Genomic DNA, 11,707 nt, shown 5'->3' with positions numbered 1-11,707 from the left:
AACCGTCAGGATTTGCCACGAGCGCTGCTTGCGGCGTCCTTCTCGGTGCTCTTGCCTTGGTGGGCCAACTCTCCGCCGGCGCTTTCCAGGTGCGCCCGGACGAACCATTGAAACTTCTCCAGCCGACCCGCCTGCCCGATCAGCAGGTCCTGGGTCACCTGGTCGAGTTCGTCTGTCTCGTCGATGTATTGGCGGATGTCCTCGATCACGCCGGTGTACACCAGATCCAGCGCGGCCAAGTGGGCCTGGACCGTGTCGCGGCCGACCGAATAGTCGTCCCACGAGCGGTCCTTGATGATGGCGCCGGGAGTACCCTGCGGCGAAGCACCAAGGGCCGCAATGCGTTCGGCGACATCGTCGGCGAACCCGCGGACCGCATCCACCTGCGGGTCGATCATCTCGTGCACGCCGATGAAGTTGGGGCCCACCACGTTCCAGTGAATGTGCTTGAGCGTCAGGTGCAGATCGTTGTAGGTGCTCAGTTGCTTTTGCAGCAGTTCGGTGAGCCGCGCCGCCTGCTTGTCGGTCAATCCCGGAATCGTGAACTGAGTCATCGCTTGTTTCCTAGCTTCCTTCCACGGGGTTCACACACGGTTACTGCCCCGTTGGGTACCCGATGGCGATAGTGAAAAACGCGACGGATCAAAGTGAGTGGATTTGCTGCACCGGCAGCCGCGGCCCGCGGCGCGGTTCGTACGCCAGTCCGCTGGCCTCGAGGAGCCGGACCACGCGCTGGCGGTGCGGGCGCATCGGCTCGAGCAGTTCGAGCATGCCGGCGTCGTCGACGGGCCGCCCCAGCAACGTCCAGCCGATCATCTTGGGGATGTGGTAGTCGCCCACCGACACGGCGTCGGCGTCACCGAAGGCGCGTTGTGCCGTCTCGGCGGCGGTCCACTCCCCCACGCCCGGCAGCGACATGAGCGCCGCACGCGCCTGCCCGGCCGGCCCACCCGCCAGCCGCTCCACCGAGGAGGCCCGACGCGCGCAGGTCACCACCGCCTGCGCCCGTCTCGGGTCCACGTTGGCGCGATGAAACTCCCACGACGGGATATATCTCCAGACCTCCGCGGCCGGCATGACGCGCATCCCGTCGGGCGCCGGCCCCGGCGCCGGCGTGCCGTACTTCGACACCAGCACCCGCCATGCGCGAAACGCATCGGCGCCGGGCACCCGCTGCTCGATGATGGCCGGGATCAGCGCCTCCAGCACCAGGCCGGTTCTTCCCAGGCGCAGGTGCGGCACCCGTTGCTGGGCGGCGGCAACCGTCGGATGGTGCGGCACGAAGTCCGAGTCGTCGTCCTCGAGACCGAGCAGGGCGGGCAGCATCTCGACGAACTCCTGCGCGCCGCCGCCCCACGCCACCGCGTGCGCGGTGTTGTGGGCGACGCGGCTGATCCGGGCCGTGACCGGACCGGTGGGTAGCAGGCTGGTACGCCAGATCGAGCCGTCACCGGGAGTCCGGAAGCACGGATCCCCCCGGCCGCGGCGAAGGGGCGCCAACGTGTGCCCGAAGCTGACGGCTCCGGGGAACACGACCGTGCGCGCGCTTTCCATCTGATGACTCCCCGACTGCCGTGATTGACCGTGAACTGCGTCCCAGGTCAATATTGCGTTGTGATGACGCCGTTCGATGACCCGCAGGGCGAACTGGCCTGGATGTTCCTGCAGAGCACCAGCGACGGCGGCGATCTGGACGAGGGCTTCTCCCTGCTCAGCGACGACTTCACCTACTGGACGCTCTACACCCGCACGTCCTGTGACAAGGACGCGTTTCGGCGTGGGGTGGAGCGACGCAAACAGGAGCTCGAACTGACCATCGACCTGGTGCGCTGCGTCAACGAGGGGGAGACCGTGGTGGTGGAGGCGCAGGCCAGCGGCACCACGTCCGCCGGCGTCGAGTACGACAGCCCGTTCGTCTGCATCTTCGACACCCGCGACGGGCTGATCGTCTCGATGCGCCTCTACAGCGACACCCGCGCGGTGGCGACCGCGCTTCCCGGGTGGGTCCCCTACTGAGCTAGCACGCTGATGTCGGCCTTGTTGGGGTAGAACGCCACATGCCCGGCGATCGCCGCGACCGCCGGATACGGCTGCTCGTACGTCCAGATCACGTCGTCGACGGTGTCACCGGCCGAAGTGGTCACGCTGTAGTAGCTCGCGTCGCCCTTGAAGGGGCAGTACGTGCTGGTGTCCGTCCGGGTGAGCCGATCCTGTACCACGTCGGCGATCGGAATGTATTGCACCGCAGGCAAAGTGGCTTCACGCAGTTCCAGCGCGGCGGTGGTGTCGGCGACGAGCTCGCCATTGACGCGCACCTGCACCCGTCCCTTGGTCGGCTCGATGGTGATCGGGTGCCCCGCGTTGGGTTCTTTGATTTCCGGGTGGGCCATGGTGGTTCCTCCTTCAGGCGCCTATCAGTCGTTCAACGCGCGTCCGTGGCCTAGCCTTCCCGTTCGGCCGGGCCAAATGCGTAGCGGTGGTATTGCGCCATGTTCGCAGCCGCCTGAACCTGCGCCATGAGCTTGCCCAGGACTCGGGTTGGGCGGGGCAACCGCGCGAAGGTGTCGGACTCGAACCATCGTTCCCAGGCCAGCAGCCGCACCCCCGGCACGGCGTTGACGATGTCGTCGGGCCCGTTGATCGCCCAGTGCAGCGTGGATCCCGACCGCCGCACCACCGTGTTGAGCCATTGCGACTTGATCCCGAGCCAGTTGAACGCGTCGAACTGCAACTCGCCGGAACCGAATCGGTCGACCACCCGGCGCAGCAGCGCGATGCCGTCCCGCTCGGTGAGGTACATGGTCAGCCCCTCCCCGATCATCAGGGTGGGACGGTCGGCGGGGATGTCTTCCAGCCATGCCGGGTCGGTGACCGAGGCGGCGATGACGCGGTAGTGATCGGGGCTCGGGTAGAGCTGGGTGCGCAGCGCGACAACCTCGGGGTAGTCGACGTCGTACCACTCGACGTCCGGACCCGGCTGCACGCGGAAGAACCGGCTGTCCAGCCCGCAGCCCAGGTGCAGCACGGCCGAACGCGGATGCGCGGCAAGGAATTTGCGCGTCCAGTCGTCGAAGTGCGCCGACCGGGTGGTCACCGACGGCGCTCGCCGCGCCGTGATGGTGGTCTTCTTCCAGTCGTAGTCGATGCGCTCGACGATCTCCTTGGCGTACCGATCGCCCAGGATCGGCTTGTCGAAGTCGGCGTCCAGCGCCTTCGCGTAGAACGTCGCCAGCATGGTCTGGGGCGCCCCGGTGAGATCGACGGGTACTCGCGCGGTCGGCATACCGCCCGAGGCTAGTCCCCCACGACGGGCCGCGGCGCATCCTGAACGGCGATCGGCGTGGCGTTCAGCCGGGAGTCGCGCTCTTACCCTTGGCATTTCGCATCGCCGCCCAGAAGCGGGCCGCCTCGCGAATGGATTCCTCGACCGGGCGAGGCTGCCAACCCAATTCGCGCACGGCCTTGCTGTGGTCGACGGGCGCTTCGGCACGCATCATGCGCACCGAGGCGAGGCTGAGTTCGGCGTCCTTGCCGGTGAGCCGGGCCCGCACGTCGCCCAGCGCACCCAGGGCGTAGAGCATCGGAACGGAGATCGAGCGCCGCGGCGGCGGCACCCCGGCCTCGTCGGCCGCGATCCGGACCACCTCTTTCAACGCGATCATCCGCTCGGAGATCAGGTATCGCTCGCCGATGCGGCCGCGTTCGGCGGCCAGGATCATGGCCCGGGCCGCGTCGGTGACGCCCACGACCTCCAGCTGGATGCCCTCCATCGTGAAGGGCAGCTTGCCGAAGACCGCGCCGGCGATGAACGCACCGTGCGGGGTGCGACCCCAATCGCCGTCGCCGTATGTCGTCGACACGCACATCGCCACCGCGGGCAGGCCGGACTCGGCCACGTAACGCATCACCAGGTTCTCGGCCTGCACCCGGGACTTGACGTAGTCCGACAGCCCGCGACTGCCCACGACGTCGTCTTCGGTCGCCACGTGCCCGCGGCGCCGGCCGACGGTCGTGTAGGTGCTGGTGAAGACGAACCGGCGCAGGCCGGGTTGCGCGATTGCCACATCGAGGACGTTGCGCAGCCCCTCGACGTTGGTGCGAAACAGCGGAGAGGTGTCGCGCAGCCAGGCGCGGGTGTCGACGACGCAGTAGTAGACGTCATCCACGCCGTCCATCGCCTCGCGCAGCACGGCGGTGTCGAACACGTCGCCGTGAAACCGGGTGACGTCCAGGTCGTCGATGGAGCGCGTGTTGGCGTTCGGCCGCACCATGGCCCGGACTTCGAAACCGTCGGCGACGAGCTGGCGGGTCACATGCGAACCCAGGAAGCCGTTGGCGCCGATGACGAGCTTGGGTCTGGTGGTCACTGGGCCCCTCCGTACTGATCCATGAAACGCGCGGCTTCCTCGTCGAGGGTGCCGAGCTCTTGGGCCTTGCGGCACCACTTCAACGTCGCCCGCACGAAGCGCAACGGGTTGTAGATGTCTTCCTGTTGACGCCACAGGCCGTCACCGGCGTAGGTGATGATCGAGATGTTCGTCGCGCTGATGACGGTGCCGTCGCCCGGATCGCGCATCGGGTTGTCGAGCTCCATGATGATGCGCCCGGTGGCCTCGTCGATCACCGACCACAGCGACGGGAAAGCGACCATGTGGCTGCCGGGAAAGCTGCCCATCGTCCTGCTGATCCACTCGCGGACCTCGTCGCGGCCGTGCATGGTGCCCGCCGCGTGTTCGATGTAGACCACATCGGGCGTGTAGTGCTGCACCCACGCGTCCCAGTCCTGCGACCGCGCCGCCGCATCGACGGTCGCTTCGAACTTCTCGAACGCGGCGGCCAGTTCGCTACGCGAGAACTTCGGCGTGTTCATGATTTCGCGGCACCATTGCAGCTCATCGGCGGAGTGTAGCCTGGCCTTGTTCCTGCCCGAGTGCTAGCCGGTTATGGAGGACGAAGCATGACCAACCAGAAAGCGATTCTCGCCGGCGGCTGCTTCTGGGGGATGCAGGAACTGATCCGCAAGCAGCCGGGCGTGGTTTCGACGCGGGTCGGTTACACCGGCGGTGACGTCCCCAATGCGACCTACCGCAATCACGGCACCCACGCCGAAGCCATCGAGATCATCTACGACCCGGCGGTCACCGACTACCGCACGATCCTGGAGTTCTTCTTCCAGATCCACGATCCGACAACGAAAGACCGCCAGGGCAACGACCGGGGCACCAGTTACCGGTCGGCCATCTTCTATCTGGACGAGGACCAGAAGCGGATCGCGCTGGACACCATCGCCGATGTCGAGGCATCGGGGCTATGGCCCGGCAAGGTGGTGACCGAGGTCAGCCCGGCCGGCGACTTCTGGGAAGCCGAACCCGAGCACCAGGACTACCTGCAGCACTACCCCAACGGGTACACCTGCCACTTCATCCGCCCGGGCTGGAAACTGCCGCGTCGCGCGGCCGCCGGCCAGTAGGCGGAGCCTAGCGCCGAGTTCAGCGGCGGCGCATCACGATTCGGCCGCCGTCCTTCGGGGTGAACGCGACCCCGCGGCCGTGCCAGCGCTCGCCGGGAGCGTCCGTCGTCTCAATGGTCAAGTTTCGCAACACCGTTCGTAGCACGACGTCCATTTCCATGTTCGCGAACGCCGCCCCAACGCACCGACGCGTCCCGCCGCCGAACGGGATCCACGACAGCGCCGACGGTTTCGTGTCGATGAACCGTTGCGGGTTGAACCGTCCGGGATCGGGGAACACATCGGGGTTGTCGTGTATCTGGGCGATGCCGACGATGATCGAATAGCCGCGCGGGATCACCCATTCGCCGAGCCGGTAGGCCTCGGGGTAGACATGGCGACCGGCGAAATCGATGACGGTCCTTGCTCGCTGGACCTCCAGGATCGTCGCCTGGCGCAGCTCGTTGCCGCCATCACTGGCCCCGTCGGCCTCCTCGACAAGCCTCGCCAGCAGCTCCGGGTGCCGGCTGATCCGCTCGAATGCCCAAGCCAGCGTTGAGGCGGTGGTCTCGTGCCCGGCGGCCAGCAGAGCCAGGAGCTCGTCGCCGATCTCCTTGTGTGACATGGCCGCACCGTCGTCGTAGGTGCTGCGCAGCAGCAGCGCGAGCACGTCGGTCCGCTCGGCGAACTCCGGGTCGGCCCGCTCCGCGGCGATCAGCTTCTCGATGACGTCGTCGTATTGACGCCGCCACTTGTCCAGCCGGCCCCATAGGCCGAACCGGGAATAGCGCTTCGGCTTCGGTAGCGCCGCAAGGCGTGAACCCAGGGTGACCCACGGCGGGATGAGGCGGCGCAGCTCGTCGAGTTCGGCGCCCTCGGCGCCGAAGACCGCGCGCAGGATCGCGTTGAGCGTGATTCGCATCATCGGCGGCAGCGTCGGGAATGACCTGCCCTCCGGCCAGTCGGCCATCTCGCGCAGCGTCTCTTCTTCGATGATGGCCTCGTAATTCTTCATGCTCTTGCCGTGAAACGGCGGCGCCAGCAGCCGCCGCCGCCGCCGGTGGTCATCACCCTCGAGCCCGAATACCGAGCCGGAGCCGAACAGCCTGCTCAAATTGGGCTGGATGTTGCCGAGTTCGTCTGGGCTGGTGGTGAAGATCTGCTTAGCCAGCTGAGGGTCGCTGACCATGATGACACGCCCCCACATCGGCAGGCGCAGCGTGAAGACGTTGCCATAACGGCGTGACAGGCGTCGCATCATCATTCGTCGTGACGCGGCAAAGCCGATGCCCTGCAATAGCTTCGGGCTTCGGACGGCAGGTGGCAAATGGGCCGGGGCCGATGGGACGGTGGCTAGTTCACTCATGGCGTCATTGCTCCCCACATCTGCCGGGCCGGAATTGGTACCGCGATGTACCACGGACCTTTTCCGAGTACGGTACTCTGCAGTACCAAAGCTGACAAGATGCGTTTCGAACCGAACGGGGGCGCTGGCCGTGACCTCAGCAATGACAGCAACGGCCGGCGACCCCGATCTCGGCGAGGTCGATCCGTTTCGAATCCGGTTGCTCGACGGCCTCGCCACCTCGATCAGCGAGCGCGGTTACCGCGCCAGCACGGTCGCCGACGTCGTCCGCTACGCACGGACCTCCAAGCGCACCTTCTACGACCACTTCGGCGGCAAGGAAGAGTGCTTTCTGGAGCTGCTGGCCGTCGACATCGAGAAGTTGGGCGCCAAGATCGCGGCATCGGTCGATCCCGACGCCGATTGGCACGTCCAGATCCGTCAGGCGGTCGAGGCCTATGTGGGATACATCGAGGCCCGCCCGGCCATCACGTTGAGCTGGATCCGCGAACTGCCCTCGCTGGGTGCGGCCGCTCGCCCGGTCCAGCGCCGCGGGCTGCAGTTGCTGACCAGTCTGCTGATCGACCTCAGCGCCAGTCCCGGATTTCGGCGCGCCAAGCTGCCTCCGTTGACGGCGCCGTTGGCCGTGATCCTGTTGGGCGGTCTGCGTGAGCTCACCGCGCTTGCGGTCGAAGACGGTCGGGCCGTCCGTGAGATCGTCGAACCGGCCGTGGATGCCTCCGTCGCGCTGCTGGGGCCCCGGCACTGACGGCGTAGAACCCATCGCGCGAGTGGTTTTCGGGGCCTAGGCTCATCGCCGGAATGGCTTGCGCGGAAACGGAGGACCTAGCGATGCGGCTTTCAACCCGAAATCAGCTCAAGGGGACCATCACCGAAATCGATCTCGGCACGGTGATGGCGGTGGTCAAGGTGACCCTCGACGGCGGCGACCAGGTGATCACGTCGTCGGTCACCAAGGATGCCGCGACCGACCTCGGCCTTCAGGTCGGTCAGAAGGCGACGGTGTTCATCAAGTCGACCGAAGTCACCATCGGCGTCGACTGACTCAGAGTTTCATGAACCCGCGCAACCGATCCAGCACCAAATCGGGTCGTTGCGCGACGATCCAGTGACCGACTCCGTCGACCAGCTCCACCTCGAAATCGCTGATGTGGTCGGCGTATCCGTCCAGAAGCCGCGGAGTGATCACCGGATCATCGGTACCGCTCAGCCAGCGCACCGGTACGTCGACTCGGTGATCGTCGTACTCACCCCCCAGCCAGCTGCGCATCTCTGTGGTCTGGAAGCTGCGATACCACCGCGATCCGGCCTCCGCGTGCCCTGGCTCGCGCATGCACTCCGCGTATAACCGCACGCTGTCCTCGGGCAGCGGGAACCCGCCGCCGACCCACGAACCCAGGATCCGGGGAAACCGCCAGTGAGGATCGCTGAGCACCCGAGGTCCGATCACGGGCAGCAACATCGGGACCTGATACCAGAAGCGCCAGAGGTCGCGGACCGCCGCCAAATCGAACTTCGCCCAGGGCGCCACGGTGTTGAGTCCGAAAAAGCCCGTCACCTTCTCCGGATGGCGCAACATCATGATGAAAGCCGCGGGCCCGCCCCAATCGTGGGCGACCAGCTTCACTTTGGCGATGCCCAATTCGTCCAGCACGCCCGCAAGGTCCTCGGCCATCTCCGCCTTCAGGTACCGCGAGCGCGGCGCCGAACTCCAGCCCGCACCCCGCAGGTCGGGACACACCACCCGGTAACCATCGGCGGCCAGCGGACCGATCAGCTCGTGCCATTCCCACCAGTTCTCCGGGAAGCCGTGCACCAGCATGGCGGCCGGTCCGTCGGCCGGACCGGCATCCGCGACATGGATGGTGACGCCGCTTCCCAGCTCGACGTACCTGTGTTCGACGCCGTCCAGCGCGGGCATGGTGACCATGCTTGAAAAGCTAGCGCACTGCGCCTATTTCAGGAACCGCTCGACGTAGGGCGCGAAGCGCTTCCGCAGGCTCTCCTCGTTCAGCCCGAACATCTCGTATGACGTTTCGACATTGCCCAGCCGTCCGCGCCGGTGGCCCGTCAGGTAGTCGTCGACGGCCTTGCGCGCCTCGTCGGTGAACGGTTCGCCGGCCAGGGCATAGACCCGTGCGGCTACGCCGATTTCGTCGGCCATGAAGTCGTCGAACCGAATGTCGATCGAGCGGTCCGGACCGATGGTGTCTCGATCGCGGATGAGTGCACCGAGCATCTGGTCGAGGCGGTCGATCCAGGAATTGGCGATCCGCTCCACCGGCACCGGCGAGCGGTGCATGCGGGCGGAGTAGGTGATCATCGCGATCATCGACAGTGCCACCGGGACGGGGTCGCGGTGGGTGAACACCACGATGCTGTCGGGAAAGACCCGATCCAGGACCGGCACCTGCTCGAGGTGTTGGGGCGATTTGAGCAGCCAGCGCCGACCACCGCGCAGGTACTGCATCGCCCGGAGTTGGGTGGCCAGGTATTCGTAGTGCGGTGTCTGGTCGTGCGCCTGGTAGTAGTCGCGCCAGCGGGGGACGTCGCCGAGCGTCTCCAGCAGCATCGTCGACACGTCGTTGGCCAGCAGCTGGATCTCTTCGTGGACGTGATCGGTGGTCATCTCGTGCATCAGCGCGAAATGCGGCATCACCATGTTGATCACCCCGACCGCGACGTCCATCCGAGTCCGACGCGGATCCGGTTGTACGTCAACCTCATTCGGCATCGGGAACGGTTCGTTGCTTTCCCAGTACGGCATGGTACGGAACGTCGGCGGCGCGGCCAGCAGATTGTGCAGGTGTGTGGTGCCGGTGCGGGGCAGCCCGGCGATGACCACCGGTGAACGCAGTTCGATCTCGTTGATCTCGGGATGGCGCCTCAGCAGGTCGGTCAACAGCAACCGGTTCTTGAGGACTTGCAGGAGTTGCCCGTAGAAGTTCACCCTCCCCGCGTCGTGCAGTCCGTCGATCTCGCGCAGGGCGGCGAGGTAGACCTCGAGGCGTTCCCGGTAGTCGTCGGGCCCGAAGTCGTCCAGGCCGGTGTCGGCGCTGGCCCGCGCGTGCAGCGCGGCGGCATCCAACGGGCACTGGGGCGCCATCGAGGCCATCATGTCCAGGATCTGCTGGCCCTCGGCGCTGAAGCGGGGCGAGGCCAGGTCGTCAAGGCGAACGGTCACGGCGACTTATGTTACTCTGAGTTTCGTAATGGTTGTGGATTTTGGCAGACCCCGTGATCCCCGGATCGACGCCGCGGTGCTTCGGGCGACCGTTGAGCTGCTGGCCGAAACCGGCTACCCCGGCTTGCTGGTCTCCGCCATCGCCGAACGCGCCGGCACCAGCAAGCCCGCCATCTACCGCCGCTGGCCCAGCAAGGCGCACCTGGTGCACGAGGCGGTGTTCCCGATCGGCGCCGGAACGGCCATCCCCGATACTGGGTCGACGGCCGAGGGCTTGCGCGAGATGGTCCGCCGCACAATGGCTTTCCTCACCACGCCGGCCGCCAGGGCTGCCCTGCCCGGGCTGATCGGCGAGCTGGCCGCGGACCCGACGCTGCACTCGGCGTTGCTGGAGCGCTTCGCCGGGGTCATCGGCGGCGGGCTCGCCGACTGGCTGGCGGCCGCTGCGCTGCGCGGTGAGGTGCGCTCGGACGTGACCGCCGCCGAACTGGCCGAGACGATCGCCGGCGTCACGCTGGTCGCCCTGCTCACCCGCGTCACCGAACTCGACGATGCGTGGGTCGATCGCACCACCAGGTTGCTCCTGAAAGGAATCAGCGCATGACGCACCAATCGACCGAGGCGTGGCAGGAATTGCTGAAAACGCTTGGCGAACTGGGCCACTCGTTCCTCGAAGGTGACCGCGCCGTCACCGACGACCGGCACGTCGCCGACGGCTACCGGATGCTGGCCGCCACCCTGGGCGTGGCCCTGGACACCTACCTGTTCCCCGAACCGGGTCGGCCCCAGTTCGTTGCGGTGAACACGCCTTTCCGCCGCGACCGCCGCTGGGGCGGGGACAACACCGATGCCTACTACTACATATGCCCGGTCGATCCCGCCCGTCGATACCGCATCAGCGGCAATAGGGGTGACAGCGTGTACTTTTCGGTGACGGCGTACAACGAGCCGACGCCCGGCGCCTGGTCGGACCGGGTGGTGGCGATCGTCCGCGACACCGATCTCGACATCGACGCCGACGGCAACTTCGCCTTCGACTTTCCCGCCACGCCCGACGCGGCCGTGCTGATGACCCGCGACTACCAGGCCGATCCCCTGGCCGGCCGCCCGGTGACGTGGCACATCGAGGCGCTCGACGAGCCCGACCCGATCCGGCACGGCGACGCCGAGACCGCGGCGAGCCTGCGCGCCGCCGCCACCTGGCTGCGCACCATGTTCGCCATCGTGCCGCTGGCCGTGGGAAAGCGGGTGGCCGACCAACACGCGCTCGGGCACGAAACCGCCCACGTGGCTAATGAATTCGCCGATCCCTATCAGGTGCCGGACGCCAATTTCGGGTGGTCGGCACGCGACGCCTGCTACTCGTACGGCAGTTTCGTGCTCGATGAGGACGAGGCGCTGGTGATCACGCACCGACCGCCGTCGTGCAGGTTCTGGAACCTGGTGGTGTGGAACCAGTTCATGGCGACGTTCGGCGCCCGGGACGCCCGGTGCTCCCTGAACGGCCACAGCGCCGTGGCGAACAGTGACGGTTCGGTGACGGTCGTCTTGTCCGCGGGCCCGACCGCGCATCCCAATTCACTTACCACGCTGGGCTATCCACGCGGGAATCTGGCTTTTCGCTGGTTCCTTGCCGACGGCGTGCCGCAACGGCCCGAGGTGAAACTCGTCAAGGCGGTCGACGCGCCGACGGCCGTCACCTAGGCCG

General features: G+C 66.8%; 14 protein-coding genes and 1 pseudogene. 6 read left to right on the top strand and 9 right to left on the bottom strand.

Annotation, left to right across the window (positions count from 1 at the left end; all coding sequences use genetic code 11):
* Nucleotides 1-5: 5 nt before the first annotated feature.
* On the bottom strand, nucleotides 6-554 hold the full coding sequence (locus A5624_RS16355) for a Dps family protein (RefSeq protein ID WP_066868196.1): 549 nt from the start codon (nucleotides 552-554) through the stop codon (nucleotides 6-8).
* Between the two features lie 88 nt (nucleotides 555-642).
* Entirely contained in the window at nucleotides 643-1,554 is a 912-nt protein-coding gene (locus tag A5624_RS16350; protein ID WP_066868194.1) for a DNA-3-methyladenine glycosylase, read from the bottom strand.
* Nucleotides 1,555-1,614: 60 nt separating this feature from the next.
* Between A5624_RS16350 and A5624_RS16345 the strand changes: the two genes are divergently transcribed.
* Nucleotides 1,615-2,016 carry a nuclear transport factor 2 family protein gene (locus tag A5624_RS16345; protein WP_066868192.1) on the top strand — a complete coding sequence of 134 codons (402 nt, stop codon included), beginning with the start codon at nucleotides 1,615-1,617 and terminating at the stop codon, nucleotides 2,014-2,016.
* Here the strand turns inward: A5624_RS16345 and A5624_RS16340 are convergent.
* The 4 genes from A5624_RS16340 to A5624_RS16325 form a co-directional block, all read right to left on the bottom strand.
* Nucleotides 2,010-2,390 (bottom strand): DUF427 domain-containing protein, encoded by a 381-nt coding sequence (locus A5624_RS16340; RefSeq protein WP_066868190.1) that lies wholly within the window; start codon nucleotides 2,388-2,390, stop codon nucleotides 2,010-2,012. The two genes, A5624_RS16345 and A5624_RS16340, sit on opposite strands and share 7 nt — an antisense overlap.
* 50 nt (nucleotides 2,391-2,440) lie before the next feature.
* Nucleotides 2,441-3,283, bottom strand: coding sequence for a class I SAM-dependent methyltransferase (locus tag A5624_RS16335; RefSeq protein WP_066868188.1), 843 nt, complete (start codon nucleotides 3,281-3,283; stop codon nucleotides 2,441-2,443).
* 64 nt (nucleotides 3,284-3,347) lie between these two features.
* Entirely contained in the window at nucleotides 3,348-4,367 is a 1,020-nt protein-coding gene (locus A5624_RS16330; protein ID WP_066868186.1) for an NAD-dependent epimerase/dehydratase family protein, read from the bottom strand.
* The gene (locus A5624_RS16325) at nucleotides 4,364-4,870 is read right to left on the bottom strand and encodes a nuclear transport factor 2 family protein (RefSeq protein WP_066868184.1); all 507 of its coding nucleotides are present in this window, start codon (nucleotides 4,868-4,870) and stop codon (nucleotides 4,364-4,366) included. The genes A5624_RS16330 and A5624_RS16325 overlap by 4 nt, the downstream gene beginning before the upstream one ends.
* A gap of 87 nt (nucleotides 4,871-4,957) precedes the next feature.
* Between A5624_RS16325 and msrA the strand changes: the two are divergent.
* A pseudogene (msrA, locus tag A5624_RS16320) lies at nucleotides 4,958-5,498 on the top strand (peptide-methionine (S)-S-oxide reductase MsrA); the annotation flags it as partial.
* Here the strand turns inward: msrA and A5624_RS16315 are convergent.
* Nucleotides 5,490-6,815, bottom strand: a complete 1,326-nt coding sequence (locus tag A5624_RS16315; protein ID WP_066868181.1) for a cytochrome P450 — start codon at nucleotides 6,813-6,815, stop codon at nucleotides 5,490-5,492. The pseudogene msrA and the gene A5624_RS16315 sit on opposite strands and share 9 nt — an antisense overlap.
* A 142-nt stretch (nucleotides 6,816-6,957) precedes the next feature.
* Here A5624_RS16315 and A5624_RS16310 point away from each other — a divergent pair, with 142 nt between their 5' ends.
* Both A5624_RS16310 and A5624_RS16305 read left to right on the top strand, forming a co-directional pair.
* Nucleotides 6,958-7,563 (top strand): TetR/AcrR family transcriptional regulator, encoded by a 606-nt coding sequence (locus A5624_RS16310; RefSeq protein WP_066868178.1) that lies wholly within the window; start codon nucleotides 6,958-6,960, stop codon nucleotides 7,561-7,563.
* A gap of 83 nt (nucleotides 7,564-7,646) precedes the next feature.
* Entirely contained in the window at nucleotides 7,647-7,859 is a 213-nt protein-coding gene (locus A5624_RS16305) for a molybdopterin-binding protein (protein ID WP_066868177.1), read from the top strand.
* Between the two features lies 1 nt (nucleotide 7,860).
* Here A5624_RS16305 and A5624_RS16300 read toward each other — a convergent pair whose 3' ends face one another.
* Both A5624_RS16300 and A5624_RS16295 read right to left on the bottom strand, forming a co-directional pair.
* Nucleotides 7,861-8,745 carry an alpha/beta fold hydrolase gene (locus tag A5624_RS16300; RefSeq protein ID WP_066868175.1) on the bottom strand — a complete coding sequence of 295 codons (885 nt, stop codon included), beginning with the start codon at nucleotides 8,743-8,745 and terminating at the stop codon, nucleotides 7,861-7,863.
* A gap of 24 nt (nucleotides 8,746-8,769) precedes the next feature.
* On the bottom strand, nucleotides 8,770-9,999 hold the full coding sequence (locus A5624_RS16295) for a sulfotransferase (protein WP_066868173.1): 1,230 nt from the start codon (nucleotides 9,997-9,999) through the stop codon (nucleotides 8,770-8,772).
* 28 nt (nucleotides 10,000-10,027) lie between these two features.
* Between A5624_RS16295 and A5624_RS16290 the strand changes: the two genes are divergently transcribed.
* Complete coding sequence (locus A5624_RS16290; RefSeq protein ID WP_066868171.1) at nucleotides 10,028-10,603, top strand: TetR/AcrR family transcriptional regulator; 576 nt, start codon at nucleotides 10,028-10,030, stop codon at nucleotides 10,601-10,603.
* Nucleotides 10,600-11,703 carry a DUF1214 domain-containing protein gene (locus tag A5624_RS16285; RefSeq protein WP_066868169.1) on the top strand — a complete coding sequence of 368 codons (1,104 nt, stop codon included), beginning with the start codon at nucleotides 10,600-10,602 and terminating at the stop codon, nucleotides 11,701-11,703. Before A5624_RS16290 ends, A5624_RS16285 begins: the two co-directional genes overlap by 4 nt.
* The last annotated feature ends 4 nt before the right edge of the window (nucleotides 11,704-11,707 follow it).

It is taken from the genome of Mycobacterium sp. 1482292.6, from assembly GCF_001672995.1.
GTDB lineage: Bacteria > Actinomycetota > Actinomycetes > Mycobacteriales > Mycobacteriaceae > Mycobacterium > Mycobacterium europaeum_A.
The sequence above is the reverse complement of the archived record's forward strand: the minus strand, read 5'-3'. Positions and strand labels throughout refer to the sequence as shown.